The organism is Cupriavidus sp. SIMBA_020 (assembly GCF_046535395.1).
GTDB lineage: Bacteria > Pseudomonadota > Gammaproteobacteria > Burkholderiales > Burkholderiaceae > Cupriavidus > Cupriavidus campinensis.
In genome coordinates this window covers 120881-134930 of sequence record NZ_JAWRWU010000003.1, presented here as the reverse complement: position 1 = coordinate 134930, position 14050 = coordinate 120881, and the positions used below count along the sequence as shown (strand labels likewise).

General features: G+C 63.8%; 19 protein-coding genes. 4 read left to right on the top strand and 15 right to left on the bottom strand.

Going from position 1 to position 14050, the window contains the following annotated elements; genetic code table 11:
* Positions 1–8: 8 nt before the first annotated feature.
* From flgK to flgB, 11 genes are all read right to left on the bottom strand, one after another.
* Positions 9–1928, bottom strand: a complete 1920-nt coding sequence (flgK, locus tag SB751_RS07510; RefSeq protein WP_144199944.1) for a flagellar hook-associated protein FlgK — start codon at positions 1926–1928, stop codon at positions 9–11.
* Positions 1915–2169, bottom strand: coding sequence for a hypothetical protein (locus SB751_RS07505; RefSeq protein WP_410747904.1), 255 nt, complete (start codon positions 2167–2169; stop codon positions 1915–1917). The genes flgK and SB751_RS07505 overlap by 14 nt, the downstream gene beginning before the upstream one ends.
* A 12-nt stretch (positions 2170–2181) precedes the next feature.
* Positions 2182–3195 (bottom strand): flagellar assembly peptidoglycan hydrolase FlgJ, encoded by a 1014-nt coding sequence (flgJ, locus tag SB751_RS07500; protein ID WP_144199939.1) that lies wholly within the window; start codon positions 3193–3195, stop codon positions 2182–2184.
* The gene (locus tag SB751_RS07495; protein ID WP_144199937.1) at positions 3195–4388 is read right to left on the bottom strand and encodes a flagellar basal body P-ring protein FlgI; all 1194 of its coding nucleotides are present in this window, start codon (positions 4386–4388) and stop codon (positions 3195–3197) included. The genes flgJ and SB751_RS07495 overlap by 1 nt, the downstream gene beginning before the upstream one ends.
* Before the next feature lie 7 nt (positions 4389–4395).
* On the bottom strand, positions 4396–5094 hold the full coding sequence (flgH, locus tag SB751_RS07490) for a flagellar basal body L-ring protein FlgH (RefSeq protein WP_244844726.1): 699 nt from the start codon (positions 5092–5094) through the stop codon (positions 4396–4398).
* An 11-nt stretch (positions 5095–5105) separates the two neighbouring features.
* Complete coding sequence (gene flgG, locus SB751_RS07485) at positions 5106–5891, bottom strand: flagellar basal-body rod protein FlgG (protein ID WP_144199935.1); 786 nt, start codon at positions 5889–5891, stop codon at positions 5106–5108.
* Between the two features lie 36 nt (positions 5892–5927).
* Positions 5928–6671: a flagellar basal-body rod protein FlgF gene (gene flgF, locus SB751_RS07480; RefSeq protein ID WP_144199933.1), complete on the bottom strand. Its 744-nt coding sequence runs from the start codon at positions 6669–6671 to the stop codon at positions 5928–5930.
* 31 nt (positions 6672–6702) lie between these two features.
* Positions 6703–7926, bottom strand: a complete 1224-nt coding sequence (gene flgE, locus SB751_RS07475; protein WP_144199930.1) for a flagellar hook protein FlgE — start codon at positions 7924–7926, stop codon at positions 6703–6705.
* A 74-nt stretch (positions 7927–8000) separates the two neighbouring features.
* Positions 8001–8663 carry a flagellar hook assembly protein FlgD gene (flgD, locus tag SB751_RS07470; RefSeq protein ID WP_410747903.1) on the bottom strand — a complete coding sequence of 221 codons (663 nt, stop codon included), beginning with the start codon at positions 8661–8663 and terminating at the stop codon, positions 8001–8003.
* Between the two features lie 45 nt (positions 8664–8708).
* Positions 8709–9116 (bottom strand): flagellar basal body rod protein FlgC, encoded by a 408-nt coding sequence (flgC, locus tag SB751_RS07465; RefSeq protein ID WP_092295836.1) that lies wholly within the window; start codon positions 9114–9116, stop codon positions 8709–8711.
* A gap of 12 nt (positions 9117–9128) precedes the next feature.
* Positions 9129–9536, bottom strand: a complete 408-nt coding sequence (gene flgB / locus SB751_RS07460) for a flagellar basal body rod protein FlgB (protein WP_144199926.1) — start codon at positions 9534–9536, stop codon at positions 9129–9131.
* A 289-nt stretch (positions 9537–9825) separates the two neighbouring features.
* Here flgB and flgA point away from each other — a divergent pair, with 289 nt between their 5' ends.
* From flgA to SB751_RS07440, 4 genes are all read left to right on the top strand, one after another.
* A complete protein-coding gene (gene flgA / locus SB751_RS07455) occupies positions 9826–10563 on the top strand; it encodes a flagellar basal body P-ring formation chaperone FlgA (RefSeq protein ID WP_149138702.1) in 738 nt (245 codons plus the stop codon).
* A 181-nt stretch (positions 10564–10744) separates the two neighbouring features.
* Positions 10745–11062 carry a flagellar biosynthesis anti-sigma factor FlgM gene (gene flgM / locus SB751_RS07450; protein ID WP_149138701.1) on the top strand — a complete coding sequence of 106 codons (318 nt, stop codon included), beginning with the start codon at positions 10745–10747 and terminating at the stop codon, positions 11060–11062.
* A gap of 9 nt (positions 11063–11071) precedes the next feature.
* Positions 11072–11533, top strand: coding sequence for a flagella synthesis protein FlgN (locus tag SB751_RS07445; RefSeq protein ID WP_144199920.1), 462 nt, complete (start codon positions 11072–11074; stop codon positions 11531–11533).
* A gap of 172 nt (positions 11534–11705) precedes the next feature.
* A complete protein-coding gene (locus SB751_RS07440) occupies positions 11706–11876 on the top strand; it encodes a hypothetical protein (protein ID WP_177219943.1) in 171 nt (56 codons plus the stop codon).
* Positions 11877–11919: 43 nt separating this feature from the next.
* On the opposite strand, the gene SB751_RS07435 is transcribed toward SB751_RS07440, so the two are convergent.
* The 4 genes from SB751_RS07435 to SB751_RS07420 all read right to left on the bottom strand — a co-directional run bounded on the left by SB751_RS07435 (position 11920) and on the right by SB751_RS07420 (position 14048).
* The gene (locus tag SB751_RS07435) at positions 11920–12330 is read right to left on the bottom strand and encodes a hypothetical protein (RefSeq protein WP_250025747.1); all 411 of its coding nucleotides are present in this window, start codon (positions 12328–12330) and stop codon (positions 11920–11922) included.
* Positions 12331–12486: 156 nt separating this feature from the next.
* A complete protein-coding gene (locus tag SB751_RS07430; protein WP_250025746.1) occupies positions 12487–12726 on the bottom strand; it encodes a hypothetical protein in 240 nt (79 codons plus the stop codon).
* 452 nt (positions 12727–13178) lie between these two features.
* Positions 13179–13589, bottom strand: coding sequence for a hypothetical protein (locus SB751_RS07425; protein ID WP_410747902.1), 411 nt, complete (start codon positions 13587–13589; stop codon positions 13179–13181).
* Positions 13590–13658: 69 nt separating this feature from the next.
* Positions 13659–14048, bottom strand: a complete 390-nt coding sequence (locus tag SB751_RS07420; protein WP_222104633.1) for a hypothetical protein — start codon at positions 14046–14048, stop codon at positions 13659–13661.
* Between the last annotated feature and the right edge of the window lie 2 nt (positions 14049–14050).

Genomic DNA, 14050 nt, shown 5'->3' with positions numbered 1-14050 from the left:
GGCCGCGATTACGCGCCGATGCCGATGAGGGTGTCGAACAGCGTGCTGGCCGTCTGGATCACGCGTGCGTTGGCCTGGTACAGCTGCTGGAACTTGAGCATGTTCACGGTTTCCTCGTCCATGTTCACGCCCGAGACCGACTGCTGGGCCACATAGATCTGGTTGGTGATGCTGTCCTGCGAGGTCGAGGCGATGGTCGCTGACTTCGTCGCGCTGCCCACGTCGTTGACCAGCTGCGCGTAGGCGTCGTTGAAGCTCGACGTGCCGTTGATGGTCTTGGCCGTCTGCAGCTTGGCCAGCGCCAGCGCGTTGCCGTTGTCGGCCACGGCGCCGGAGTTGTTGGCCAGCGTGAAGGTGTCGCCGTTCTTCGGCGCGCCGTCGAACGTGAAGGTCATGCCGTTGAAGGTCACATCGGTGCCCGTGCCGTTGGGCGCGGTGCTGGTCGGGGTGACTACCGCGCCGGTGGAGTCGGTGAAGGTGTAGGCACCCGCCACGCTGTCGTACGTGGCCGTGATCGGCGCATTGGCCAGCAGCGCAAAGCCCTGCGCCACGTTGGTGAGCTTGGCGGTGCCCGTGCCGGTGTTGTTCTTGTTGACGTCGGCGCGTGCCGGGGAGGCGGCGGCTACCTTGGCCGGGTCGGTGATCAGCGTGCCGAAGCTGGCAGCCGCGTTGCGCGTCGGCTGGATCTGGAACGAATCGTTGGCGTTCATCGGCGCGCTAAGGCTGATCGAGACACCATCGACGACCATCGGCGTGGCGGCGGTCGGGGCGGCCGCTTGCGAGGCCACCACTTTATTGTCCGACAGGCGCGTCAGCGTGTAGTTGGTACCGTCGAACTTCAGCGCGTAGTCGCTGGTCGTCAGGTTGCTGGCGTTATCGATGGTGGCCGAGGCAATCGCCGCCGAGGTGTTGTTCTTGTTGGCGTAGACCACCGGCGAGCCCAGCGAGAACATGTCCGTGCCGATGGCGCCGTTCAGGTCTATGCCCAGCTTGTGCTGGTTGTTGAAGGTCTGGCCGATGGCCAGCGAGAGGCGGCCGATGGCGTTCTGTGCCGGCTCCAGGGAGTCCGAGCGGAACTTCAGGATGCCACCGAGCGAGCCGCCCGTCACCGAGCCCTCGGAGGCTTCGATGATGTTGCCGCTCAGGAGCGTGTAGCCCACCGTCGTGCGGCCGGGGTCGGTGGCCGAGGGCAGCGCCACCATGTCGTACGAATCGCTACCCATGACCAGCGGCTGGCCGTTGCCGACGAACACGTTGTACGTGCCGCCGTCCTGCACCACCACCTTGGCGCCGACCAGTTCGGTCAGCATGGCCACGGCCTGGTCGCGCTGGTCGAGCAGGTCGTTCGGCGGCTGGCCACCGCCGGCGGCGGTCATGCGCGTGATTTCCTTGTTCAGGTTCGCGATCTGCTTGGTGTAGTCGTTGACCTGGGTCACCGTCGACTTGATCTGCGTGTTCAGGCCGTCCTGCAGCTGCTTGAAGTAGTCGCTCGAAGACTTGATCTGGCCAGCCAGCGCCTGGGAAGCCGAGAGCAGGCTCTGGCGCGCGGCGGTGTCCGCCGGCGTGTCCGACACGGCCTGCACGGCGGCGAAGAACTTCTGCATCAGCGGCGAGAGACCGCCCTTCTGGTCGGCCAGCAGGTTGTCGATCTGCGAGAGCTGGTCCGCGTACGTCGCCAGCTGGGCGCTGGCCGACGTGGCGCCACGCAGCTGCCCGGTCAGGAAGCTGTCGTACACGCGCTGCACGGTAATGGTGTTGGAGCCCTGGCCGTAGAAGCCCGAGCTGGTGTACTGGCCGCCCGCCGACGCAATAATCGTGTTCTGGCGCGTATAGCCCGCGGTAGCCGCGTTGCTGAAGTTGTGGCCGGTCGTCGTCAGCGCGTTCTGCGCCACGTTCAGGCCCGAAAGACCGATATTAAAGAGAGACATGTGTCTGACCCCGGATCTGTTGGTAGCCTTCGGCGTGCGGCCGGCGGCGGTGGATGAGCAAGTTAACGGCGCGAACCACGCGGGACTTTAGCGTCTCATCGGCCATTTCCACGTACTGGCCGGCGCGCATGTTGTGAGCGATCACTTGCATGAAGACGTAGTCTGGAAGCGACAATAGCGCGGCCGAGAGCGGGCCGCGCGAGGCGTGGTACGGGGCGTTGGGCGGCGAATGCGTTGCCATGCCGCCCACCCTTCAGGTCGAAACCTTCTTCATGATCCGGACCAGCTTCTCGCCGTAGGCCGGATCGGTGGCGTAGCCGGCGCGCTGCAGGCCATGCGCGGCTTCTTCCGCGCTGTTGGCGGCCACCACGCCCGCGTAGCGCGAGTTGGTGGTCAGCAGTCGCGCGTAGTCAGCGCACGCTTCGTCGTAGGAGCCGTAGGCACGGAAGCGGGCCCGCACCTTCTGCGGCTGGCCATCGACATATTCGGTGGTCAGCACTTCGGCGGTCGGCCCCTTCCAGTTGGCGCCGGCCTTGATGCCGAACACGTTGAAGGTGGTGGAGCCGTCCGGGTTGGTGATCTCGCGGCGGCCCCAGCCCGATTCCAGCGCGGCCTGGCCGACGATCAGCTTGGCCGGCACGCCCGAGGCGCGCGAGGCGGCCATGGCCGGTCCGGCCAGCCGGTTGACGAAGTTGCTGATGTGTTCGGGGGAGTCGTCCGGCAACTGGCCCAGTTGCGACTGGCCGTTCTGCTGCCAGTCTGCCTGGCCCTGGTATTGGCGCACGCCGGCGGTGGGGTTCCACGCGCTGCCGGGCAGTACGGTGCCGATCGGCGGCGGGCCGTCGGCGTCGGTAGCGCCGCGGCTATCGAGCAGGGCCGCCATCTGGGCGTCCTGCTGGCGTCCGCCCACCCCGGGCGCGGCCATGGTGTCCGGCAGCTGCGTGCCCGTGGCCCGCGCCAGCTGGCGGATCATCACATCGGCCAGGCCAATGCCGCGCGAGGACAGCTGCTGCGAGAGCTGCTGGTCCATCATCGACATGTAGAGCTTGGTCTGCTCGTTGTCGAACAGGCCGTCCTGCGGCGTGGCGTCGCGCATGCTCTTGAGCACCATCTGCGTGAAGACGGCCTCGAACTGCTTGGCGGCCGCCTGCAGGGTGTTCTGGTTGTTGCCGGCGCGAGCCTGGTTCTTGAGCGCCTCGAAGCCCTGCGTATCGAGCGCGAAGCGCTGCGAGACGTCGGTCTGCGAGGAAAGCGTGGCGCCCGACATCAGATGATCTCCAGTTCCGCGCGCAGTGCCCCGGCGGCCCGCATGGCCTCCAGGATGGTCTGCAGGTCGGCCGGCGTGGCGCCCAGCGCGTTCAGGCCCTTGACCACCGCGGCCAGCGAGGCGCCCGCCTTGACGATCTGGAGCGAGCCGCCGCCCTGCTTGAGGTCGATCTGCGACACCGGCGCCACCACGGTCTGCCCGTTGCTGAACGGGGCCGGCTGGCTGATCACCGGTTGCGTGTTGATCACCACCGACAGGTTGCCGTGCGCCACGGCACAGTCTTCCACGGTGACCGCCTGGTTCATCACGATGGAACCGGTGCGGGCGTTCAGGATGACCTTGGCGGCGGCCTTGGCCGGGGTGACGTCGAGGTTCTCGATCCGGGCAAGGAAGCCCACGCGTGCCGTCGGCGCCTGCGGGGCGCGCACCTGGACCACGCGGCCATCCATGGCGGCGGCAGTACCGGGGCCCAGGTTGCGGTTGATGGCGTCGACCACGCGCTCGGCGGTGCCGAAATCGGTGTCCTTGAGTTCCAGGTTCATGTAGCCGCCTTCTGGCTGGAAGGCCGCGACGGCGCGTTCCACCACGGCGCCGTTGGCGATGCGCCCTACGGCCAGCTGGTTGATCTGGACCTTGCTGCCGTTGGCCGCCGCACCCGCGCCGCCCACCAGCATGTTGCCCTGCGCGATGGCGTACACCTGGCCGTCGGCGCCCTTGAGCGGCGTCATCAGCAGCGTGCCGCCGCGCAGGCTCTTGGCGTTACCCATCGACGAGACCACCACGTCGAGCTGGCTGCCCGGCTGCGCGTACGGCGGCAGCGTGGCGGTCACCATCACGGCCGCCACGTTCTTCAGCTGCATGTTCTTGCCGGCGGGCAGCGTCACGCCGAGCTGCGAGAGCATGTTCGTAATGCTCTGCGTGGTGAACGGCGTCTGCATGGTCTGGTCGCCGGTGTTGTCCAGCCCCACGACCAGGCCGTAGCCGATCAGCGGATTGTCACGCACGCCCTGAAACGTGACGAGGTTCTTCAGACGTTCCGCATGCGCCGTGCCGGCGCCCGCCAGTCCGAAGACCAGCGCGAGCGCGAGCAACAGGCGAGGAAGAGAGACCGCGCGACCCCAGCGGGTAGAAAGGCCGGGCGGGGTGCCCAATAGCGAGCCTGGCTTGTGGAAAGGCATCGGAGGCAGAAACATGGCGGGATCAGAACGGTAAGACATTGAGGAAGAAGCGCTGCAGCCAGCCCATGTTCTGCACTTCGTCGATGTATCCCTTGGCGGTGTACTCGATCCGTGCATCCGCCACCTGGGTGGACGGCACTGCGTTGTCGCCGGTGATCGTGCGCGGATTGACCACGCCGGAGAAACGGATGAACTCCGCCCCCTGGTTGATGGCCATCTGCTTTTCTCCGGACACCACCAGGTTGCCGTTGGCCAGCACTTCCAGCACCGTGACGGTGATGGTGCCGTTGAAGGTGTTCGCGGCGGTGGCGCCGCCGCTGGCCTTCAGGGCATTGCTGCCGTTGACATCGGCATTCGACCTGGCGCTGAACAGACCGGCCAGCGCACGTGGCACCGCGTCGAACGACAGCGTGGTGCTGCCCGTGCGGCTGGCATTGGTCCCGGAGTTCTTGCTGGCGTTGACGTTCTCGCTGATCACGATGGTCAGGATGTCGCCAACGTTACGTGGCCGCCGGTCCTCGAACAGCGGATTGCCCGCGTAGGACGAGGCAAAGATGGAACCCGTGGGCGCGCCCACGGCGCGCGGCTCGGCGCGTGCCGTGGTGGGCGTCTGCACGAGGGGCTCCTTCGGCATCAGCGCGCAGCCGCCGCTCGCCAGCACGGCCAGGCCGGCAAAGGCGTACAGGGCAAACACACCGAGGCGATGCAGCTTGGCGGCCATGGTCACTCCCATCATCCCATCTGGGTCAGGCGTTGCAACATCTGGTCGGACGTCTGCACTGCCTTGCTGTTGATTTCGTACGCGCGCTGGGTCTGGATCATGCTGACCAGTTCCTCGACCACGTTCACGTTCGACGCTTCAACGTAGTTGTTCTGCAGCGTGCCCGCGCCGTTCAGGCCCGGCACGGTGGTGTTCGGCGCGCCCGAGGCATCGGTCTGCGCGTAGAGGTTCTCGCCCAGGCTTTCCAGGCCGGCCGGGTTCGGGAACGTGGCGAGCTGGATCTGGCCGACCGTGGCGGCGTTGGTCTGGCCCGGCTGCATCACCGTGACGGTACCGTCGCGGGCTACGTTCACCGAGGTGTAGTTGGCCGGCAGCGTGATGGCCGGGTTCAGCACGAAGCCGCTCGACGTCACCAGCTGGCCGTTCGGGTCCACCTGGAACGAACCGTCACGCGTGTAGGTGGTGGTGCCGTCCGGCATCGTCACCTGGAAAAAGCCCTGGCCGATGATGGCCACATCGCGCGAGTTGCCGGTCTGCGTGGGGTTGCCCTGCGTGTGGATACGTTCCGTGGCCACGGGGCGCACGCCGGTACCCAGCTGCATGCCCGAGGGCAGCACGGTCTGGTCCGACGACAGCGCGCCCGGCTGGCGGATGGTCTGGTACATCAGTTCCTCGAACACGGCGCGGCTGCGCTTGAAGCCCGTGGTGGACACGTTGGCCAGGTTGTTCGAGATCACGTCCATCTGCGTCTGCTGCGCATCGAGGCCGGTCTTGGCAATCCAGAGTGAGCGGATCATAGTTTTCCTTCGTGTTCTGTGTCAGCGCAGCGCGCTTCAGTTGTTGGACAGCAGCGCGTTGGCCCGCTGGTCGTTGCTATCGGCGCCGGTAATCATCTTCATCTGCATCTCGAAGCGGCGCGCGTTGGCGATCATGTCGACCATCGCCTCCACCGGATTCACGTTACTGCCCTCCAGCGCGCCGGAGATCACACGCACCGTGGGGTCCTGCTCCAGCGCGTTCACGCCGGGACGCAGGCGGAAGTAGCCGTCGTCACCGCGTGCCAGCCCTTCGGGCGGCGGCGATACCACGCGCAGCTTGCCGACCTGGGCCAGGCCGTTGGCGGCCTCGCCCGGGCCACGTGCCACCACACTGCCATCGGTACCGATGGACACCGTGGCGCCCGGCGGCACCGCGATCGCGCCACCGTCGCCCAGCACCGGCCGGCCGGCCGAGGTCTGGAGCTGGCCGTCGGCCGAAATTTGCATCGCGCCGGCGCGGGTGTATGCCTCGGAGCCGTCGGGCATCTGCACCGCCAGCCAGCCGTTGCCCTGCAGGGCGACGTCGAGGTCGCGGCCCGTGTACGTCAGCGGGCCGGCCTTCATGTCGGCACCCGGCGTGGAGGCCAGCGTGAAGGCGCGGGTCTGCGTCTCCTGCCCCACTACCGGCACGGCGCGATACAGGTTGATCTGCGCGCGGAACGCCGGCGTGGAGGCATTGGCCAGGTTGTTCGATACCGCGGCCTGCTGGTCGAGTATCTGCTTGGCGCCCGAGAGGGCGGTGTAAATCATGCGGTCCATGTCGGCGTTCCGGCGGAGAGATCAGCGTGGATCAGATGTTCACCAGGGTCTGCAGGACGGTGTCCTGCGCCTTGATGGTCTGCGCGTTGGCCTGATAGTTACGCTGCGCGACGATCAGGTTGACCAGCTGGCCGGACAGGTCCACGTTGGACTCTTCCACGGCGTTGGACTTCAGCGTGCCCATGGCGCCGCCGGCCGTGCCGAGCAGTTCCTGGCCCGAGGCACCGGTGGCGGACCACACGTTGTCGCCTTCCGGCTTCAGGCCTTCCACGTTGCCGAACGTCGCCATGGCGATCTGGCCCAGCGACAGCGTCTTCTCGTTCGAGTAAGAACCGAGGATCGTGCCGTCTTCCTGCACCGAGAAGCCCAGCAGCGCGCCCGATGCGTAGCCGTCCTGCACGATCTTCTTCGGATCGTTGTCCGAGCCGAACTGCGTGGAACCGGTCAGGTTCAGGTTGGCGGTCAGCGCGGCGGCGCCGTTGGCGGCCGGCAGTGCGAGCGTCGGGTTCGCCGGCGTGGTCGATTGCATCACGCCGTTGCTGTCGAAGGCCATCGATACCGGCATGCCGGCCAGCGTGTTGCCCGCGGAATCGGTCAGGTACATGTTCCAGTTGGTACCGCCCGGCACGGTCGGCGCGGCAGCCGACTTGGCGAAGTACGCGGTGACCTGCTGCTTGTTGCCCAGCGAGTCATAGACGCTGATCGCCGTGCTGTAGTTGAACATGTCCGACGTCGGCAGCGCACCCGGGGCGCTGGCGAAAGCCGTGGTCGGCACGGTGCTGCGCGAGTCGAGCTGGAACTGCGCCGTCACCGTCTGCGTGGCGCGCGGGGGCATCTGTGCATTGCTGATGGTGATCGGCTGCGGAGCCACGCCGCCGGCGGTGGTGCCAGCCGGGTAGCCCGTGACCTGCAGGCCCGTGGCGTTGACCAGGCGGCCATCGTCCAGGCGGTTCATCTGGCCGTTGCGCGAATAGAACACCGAGCCATCGGTATTGGTCAGGCGGAAGAAGCCGTTGCCGTTGCTGATGGCCACGTCCAGGTTACGACCGGACGAGGCGATGTTGCCGTTGGTGAACGACTGCACCACGGCGTTCACGCGCGTGCCCAGGCCGATCTTCGAACCGGCGTACACGTCCGCGAACTGCGCGGTGGATTGCTTGAAGCCAACCGTGTTGGCGTTGGCGATGTTGTTGCCAATCACGTCCAGGTTGGACGCGGCGGCGTTCAGGCCGCTTACCCCTTGACCAAAACCCATGATTTTCCCCTAATAAGGCTGTCGTTCGTGAATTGCCCGCGCGTATGCCGGACCGGGTGATACGTAAAAGTGGATCAGGAAATGCGGCGCACGTCGTCGACGTTGGCGGTCTTGCCGTCGCCAAGTTCGACCAGCACGCCGGTGCTGTCACCGCTGATGGACTGGACCTTGCCGTAGACCAGCGCGATGGCGCTGACGTCCTTGCCCTCGGCCGTGCCGGACACCTTGAAGGTGTACTCGCCATTGGGCACGGCGTTGCCCTGGTCGTTCTTGCCGTCCCAGGCGATGTCGTGCACGCCGGCGGTCTGGCCATTCATGTCGATGTTGCGGACCACGTTGCCGTTCTTGTCCAGCACCTGCACGGTGACCGAGTCAGCCGTGGACGGCACGTCCACGCCAATCTTGGTGGCCACGCCGTCCGCCACGGTGATTGCGTTGCCCGGCACCATCACGGTCTTGCCGATCAGGTTGGCGGAGTCCATCGCGCGGCTGGCCGCGGTCTGCGAGAGCAGCGCGGTCAGGGTTTCGTTCATCGTCTGCAGGCCGCTCACCGTGCTGATCTGCGCCAGCTGCGAGGTGAGCTGGGCGTTGTCCATCGGGTTGAGCGGGTCCTGGTTGTTCATCTGCGTCACCAGCATCTTCAGGAAGTTGTTCTGAAGATCTGCCGCGCTGGAGCTGCCGCCCTTGAGCGCGTCATTGACGGCGGAGTTGCTGTTGACGTTAGAGGTGGTCGTCATGGTGTCGGTTCCGGCGGTTCCTGGAAGGATTCGAAAGGTTGTGGGTTACTGACCGATCGTCAGCGTCTTCAGCATCATGGTCTTGGCGGTGTTGAGCACCTCCACGTTGGCCTGGTACGAACGCGACGCCGAGATCATGTTGACCATCTCTTCCACCGGGTTCACGTTGGGCATCGTCACGTAGCCGTTGGCGTCCGCCAGCGGGTGCGACGGGTTGTGCACCATGCGGGCCGGGGCAGCGTCTTCCATGACGCCGGCCACCTGCACGCCGCCCACGTCGGACTGGCCGGGCGTGGGCGCCATCTCGAAAATCACCTGCTTGGCGCGATACGGCTGGCCGTTCGGCGCCACGGCGCTGTCCGCGTTGGCCAGGTTGGAGGCCGTAACGTTCATCCGCTGCGACTGCGCGGCCATGGCAGAGCCGGCCACGTCGAAAATGTTCATGCTGGGCATGGTCGGTCCTCGTTAGCTCTGGATCGCCGACAGCATCGTCTTGATCTTGCTGCTCATGACCGTCAGGCCGGCTTCGAAGTGCACCGTGTTGTCGGCGAACGCCACGCGCTCGGTGTCCATTTCCACGGTGTTGCCGTCCATGCTCGACTGCAGCGGAATGCGGTAGTCGAGGTCGGCGCTGCTCGAAGTCGGCGCCTGGCCCGGCAGGTGGCGCTTCTGCGTGGTGGAAAGCGTCATGCCTTCGCTCTGGCGGCCGCGCTCCACCGACGTCGCCAGGGTGCTGGCGAAGTCGAAATCGCGTGCCTTGTAGCCCGGCGTGTCCGCGTGGGCGATGTTCGAGGCAATCACCGATTGCCGCTGGGTCCGGAGGCTCAGGGCTTCCTGCTGGAAGCGCAACGCCGCATCGAGTCTGTCGATCATGTCTGCCTTTCCTGCTCTGGCTTCAACTTCGGGGAGAAAACTGCCGTAGACCTGGGTATGCGTATACGCGTGCCGGTCCGGGGCTTCTTCAGGGTTGCCATCTTAGGGGCCGCCCTGTCACGCCAATCGTGCGAATAGGACCGAGAAATCCGCGCAATTCGCGCCGACCCTTCGCGCGAGGCTGCCTACAATTGCCCCACAGATTCGTTGTTGTATGCCGATGTCGTGGGGCGGCATCGCGCGGGCCCGCCCGCGCCGGCCACCCCCCATCCTTGCTGGGATGACCCCTATGAACCTCACTCGCCAGGCCGCCGGGCTGATGGCGCTGGCCGGCTTCGCGCTGGCCCAGCCGTCCGTCGCCGCGCCCGCCCAGGTCACGCCGGTGGCAATGCCGTCGGCTGCCACCCCGTTTGCCGACGACCCCGTGCGCGTGGTCGTCGAACAGTTCCTGCTGCGCCAGGCCACCGGCCTGCCGGGCAAGGTCAGCGTGCAGGTGGTGCCGCCCTCGGGCGGCCGCGCGCCCGATTGCCAGAACCCCGAACCCTTCCTGCCGTCCGGCGCCGCCCCGTGGGGCCGCGTGGCGGTGGGTGTGCGCTGCGGCGGCGACCGGCCCTGGACGCGCTACGTGCAGGCCCGGGTCTCGGTACTGACTGATTACTATGTAGCGGCCCGCGCAATGGCCCCCGGCGAGACCATCAGCGCCGCCGACCTCGAAGTGCGCCAGGGCGATCTGGCCGCGCTACCGCGCGCGGTTGTGACGGATCCGGCACAGGTAGCCGGCGCCGTGGCGGCCAACCGCATCGCGGCCGGTTCGCCCATGCGCACTGATCTGCTCAAGAAGTCGATTGCCGTGAAATCCGGCCAGACTGTCAACGTGACCGTCGAAGGTGACTCGTTCCAGCTCACCAGCGAGGGCAAGGTGCTCGCCGATGCCGCCACCGGCAATTCGGTGCAGGTGCGGCTACGCAACGGACAGGTGGTCAGCGGCCTCGTGCGCAGCGGCGACACCGTCGTCCTGCAGCAGTAATCGTCACATTTTTAACGGAAGAAGCCCGAAGTAGTCGCCAGGATTCCCGCGGAAGCAGGAAGAAAGAGCAGGCGCAGGCGGCGCATGCGAGAATGCCGCCCCACCCTGATCCGGATGCGAAAACCCTAAAGTTCCGGGTGGAACATCCGATAAGCCAAGGGAACCCAGCAAGGATTTCACCGTGAAGATCAACCAATCCACTCCGTCCCTGCCCGCCGATGCCGCGGCAACCGACAGCGCAGCCCGTCCGGCCGCCAACGGTGCCGCCTCGTCCGCGACTTCCGGCGCCTTGACCGGCGTGCGCGTCAGCCCGCTGACCGCGCAAGTGCGTGAGATCGGTTCGCGTCTGGTCAATGAGACCGACGACGACATCGATACCGCGAAGGTCGAGGAAATTCGCCAGGCCATCGCGGAAGGCAGGATCAAGATCGATCCCAGCAAGATCGCCGACGGCTTGCTCGCTTCGCTGCGCGAGTTGAGCCAGGGCGAAAGCCAATAACTCCCTGACATGAGCCAAGCCCTGATCCAGACCCTGAAGCTCGAAGCTGACGCCATCGCCGCATTTGGCCGCACTCTCGCCGAGGAGCGCGACGCCATCAAACGCCAGGATTTCCAGGCGTTGAGCGAGCTGCTCAACCAGAAGATGGAACTGGCTCAGGGCCTCACGCGCGCCACCGCGGCGCGCGAAGCGCAGATGATTGCGCTGGGCCTGCGCGTGGGCCCGGGCGGCCTGCTTGTGGGCGGGCTGGTGGATGCGGCCGTGGCTGAGGCGTGGCGCAAGGTGGTGTTCTTCGCCAGCAAGGCCAAGGACGCCAACGAGTTGAACGGCGCCATCGTCAACGCCCACCTCGAATTCACGCAGGAAGCCATCCAGGTGCTGCGCCAGGGCGGCGCCGGCCCCAACGAGATGTATGGCCGCGACGGCCGCGCGCAGAACGCCGCAAGCGGCGTGAGCCTGGCGGCCGGCTGAGTTACATACGCATCACACCGCCGGTCCCAATCCGGCGGTAGTCAGAACCGGCCTACGCAAGGCTAGGTCATCGACCGATCCCGGCCGGCAGGCACCTTGCCTACATTGACAGTCAGGCGCATCCGCACGACACGCGCGGATGCCACCACTTTCTGTCTGGGAGGTGTCACTCATGTCCTTCGCGCTCTATCTCATCGGGCTCATGCTGCTTGTCGGCGGCATCGCCTGGGGCCTCAGCATCGCTGGGTTGGCTCCGGTTTATATCGGTATTGCCTGCTTGGTGGTACTGGGAATTGGAGTGATGTCGGCGGTTTCGCGGACGCGAACTAAGGATCCGTCGTAGGGATGTGGGCGTGGGCGGGCTGGCGCGTGAGGGGCGCTCCGCCCTATTTCGCATCGGTTGCGATCGGAGGCGCTGGCTCCTCATCACTAAAAATAAAGTCATCCGATTCCAGGTTGTGGTCCACCCTGTACTGCTCCTCCCACTCCCAAAAGCCTTCCGGCTCCCTGGAGTCGATACCTCTCCACCAATAACACTCACCGTGCGCTAATATCATGGCCCAGTGATAGTCGAGGTCATGAGCGCGTACGACTATGGCCATATAGTCATCCAAAGCTTCTTCCACAAGCCAGGAATTCATTAGTATGGCGTCGGCCTCGTCTTCCGTTTTCCCCGCATATTTCACCATGATGGCCCTAATTATAGCCACCCAGGAACGAAAATTGAAAACAACACTTTCTCTGGGATCGCGGTCGTTAACGATGACGATACCATCGACAATTTTGCTTTCATCCATTGCTAGCTCATCACTCTCGTTATTTGCAATTTCTCGCCTGTTACGCTACTCCGGCGATTCGTCACTGTCACAAAGCTCCGGTCCTGCAGGTTATGCTCTTTTCTGTATTGCTTTTCCCAACCCCAAAAACCTTCGGGCTCACGCGAGTCGATACCCTCATCCAGATTGCGGACCATGCGCCAACAGCATCGCCCAATGATATTCAAGGTCGCGCGAACGCATAACAATAGCCATATGACCATTCAGAGCCCCACCAAATGAGGAGCGCACCAGACATTTCGCCTCAGCCTCTGTTTTGAATGCATATCTCGCTATGATTGCCTCCATGATCGAGACCCAGGTATGAAAATGACATCCCCCTGGATCCTCATCATCAACAACCAAGATGCTGTCCACGATCCTGTCTTCATCCATCGCACTAACCCTCCCCGATTTTGTGTGAACATCTCACCGGCTTTCGCCGAGGAAATTGCAAACTGACACCCTTTAGCCACAGGGTGCGCACCATTTTTTACGGCACCGGGATTTTTTACCAAGAGGCCACTTACTGCATCATATCCATGCGAAAGCTTTACGCCCACGCGTAAAAAAGCCGACGCACTTCATCTGTAGGCTTGACTACCTTTAATATCAAGCGCAGCCCCCCGCTCCAAGCGGAAAATACGGTGATCTTCGGACACTGGCATGGCGCCTGTTTACATCGCTATTGCCTGCCTCGTGGTGATGAGTATCGGGTAATGTCGGCGGTTTCGCAGACGAGAACTAAGGATCCGTCGTCGGGAAAGTGTCGGCTTTGGCCAGAGTGGGCCCAGCGCGTCTTGCGACGCGTTTCGACGATACGCCTTCGCCTAGCAGGGGTGTTGCGTCACGGGGGGATTTTTTGGTGGATGTCTGAAAATGAAGCTCTCCTGTTTCAGGTTGTGATCCCTTTTATATTCCGCCTCCCACTCCCAGAAATCATCTGGCTCGATCTCACTTATCCCCCTGTGCCAATAGCGCTCCCCATGAACGAGTATCATAGCCCAATGATAATCGAGTTCATGTGCCCGTACGACAATGGCCATATAATCCTCTAGAGCCCTCTTTACGAGCCAAGAATCCATAATTATTTTTTCGGCCTCGTACTCGCTCTTTTCCGAATATCTAACCATGATTGCCTTTATGATTGACACCCAGGTTCGAAAATTAAAAACGACGCCTTGCCGGGGATCGTGGTCATCGATGATGACGATGCCATCGACAATTTTGCGTTCGTCCATCCTAGCAGTCCTCCTGTTGGCTTTGTCGAAAATCAAGATCCCCTTCGCGGAAAATCTGCATCAGCAATGCTAGGTTGGTGCATCATCGTCAAATTCGAAGCTTTCGGCTTTGAGGTTGCGGTCTTTTCTGTACTGGGCATCCCATTCTTTATAGCCTTCCGGTTCGTTTGTGTCGATTCCCCTCAACCAATATCCCTCCCCATGGGCATAGAGCATCGCCCAATGATAATCTACCTCATGGGCACGTAAAACTACAGCCATATAGTTTTTCAGGGCGTTTTCTACTAAGGGCGACTCAAGAAGAATGGTCTTGGCTTCGACCTCATTTTTTCCACCATACTTGACCATAAGTCCCGCGATAATCTCCACCCACGTATGAAAGTTGAAAATAACGACTTCCCTCGGGTTCTTGTCATTAATGATTCGAATACCATCGACAATCCTTCCTTCGTCCATCATGA

Excerpts from the sequence above, each read along its gene's own strand:
- flgK (WP_144199944.1), bottom strand. The coding sequence starts at position 1,928 with ATGTCTCTCTTTAATATCGGTCTTTCGGGCCTGAACGTGGCGCAGAAC.
- SB751_RS07505 (WP_410747904.1), bottom strand. The coding sequence starts at position 2,169 with ATGGCAACGCATTCGCCGCCCAACGCCCCGTACCACGCCTCGCGCGGC.
- flgJ (WP_144199939.1), bottom strand. The coding sequence starts at position 3,195 with ATGTCGGGCGCCACGCTTTCCTCGCAGACCGACGTCTCGCAGCGCTTC.
- SB751_RS07495 (WP_144199937.1), bottom strand. The coding sequence starts at position 4,388 with ATGTTTCTGCCTCCGATGCCTTTCCACAAGCCAGGCTCGCTATTGGGC.
- flgH (WP_244844726.1), bottom strand. The coding sequence starts at position 5,094 with ATGGCCGCCAAGCTGCATCGCCTCGGTGTGTTTGCCCTGTACGCCTTT.
- flgG (WP_144199935.1), bottom strand. The coding sequence starts at position 5,891 with ATGATCCGCTCACTCTGGATTGCCAAGACCGGCCTCGATGCGCAGCAG.
- flgF (WP_144199933.1), bottom strand. The coding sequence starts at position 6,671 with ATGGACCGCATGATTTACACCGCCCTCTCGGGCGCCAAGCAGATACTC.
- flgE (WP_144199930.1), bottom strand. The coding sequence starts at position 7,926 with ATGGGTTTTGGTCAAGGGGTAAGCGGCCTGAACGCCGCCGCGTCCAAC.
- flgD (WP_410747903.1), bottom strand. The coding sequence starts at position 8,663 with ATGACGACCACCTCTAACGTCAACAGCAACTCCGCCGTCAATGACGCG.
- flgC (WP_092295836.1), bottom strand. The coding sequence starts at position 9,116 with ATGCCCAGCATGAACATTTTCGACGTGGCCGGCTCTGCCATGGCCGCG.
- flgB (WP_144199926.1), bottom strand. The coding sequence starts at position 9,536 with ATGATCGACAGACTCGATGCGGCGTTGCGCTTCCAGCAGGAAGCCCTG.
- flgA (WP_149138702.1), top strand. The coding sequence starts at position 9,826 with ATGAACCTCACTCGCCAGGCCGCCGGGCTGATGGCGCTGGCCGGCTTC.
- SB751_RS07445 (WP_144199920.1), top strand. The coding sequence starts at position 11,072 with ATGAGCCAAGCCCTGATCCAGACCCTGAAGCTCGAAGCTGACGCCATC.
- SB751_RS07440 (WP_177219943.1), top strand. The coding sequence starts at position 11,706 with ATGTCCTTCGCGCTCTATCTCATCGGGCTCATGCTGCTTGTCGGCGGC.
- SB751_RS07435 (WP_250025747.1), bottom strand. The coding sequence starts at position 12,330 with ATGGATGAAAGCAAAATTGTCGATGGTATCGTCATCGTTAACGACCGC.
- SB751_RS07425 (WP_410747902.1), bottom strand. The coding sequence starts at position 13,589 with ATGGACGAACGCAAAATTGTCGATGGCATCGTCATCATCGATGACCAC.
- SB751_RS07420 (WP_222104633.1), bottom strand. The coding sequence starts at position 14,048 with ATGATGGACGAAGGAAGGATTGTCGATGGTATTCGAATCATTAATGAC.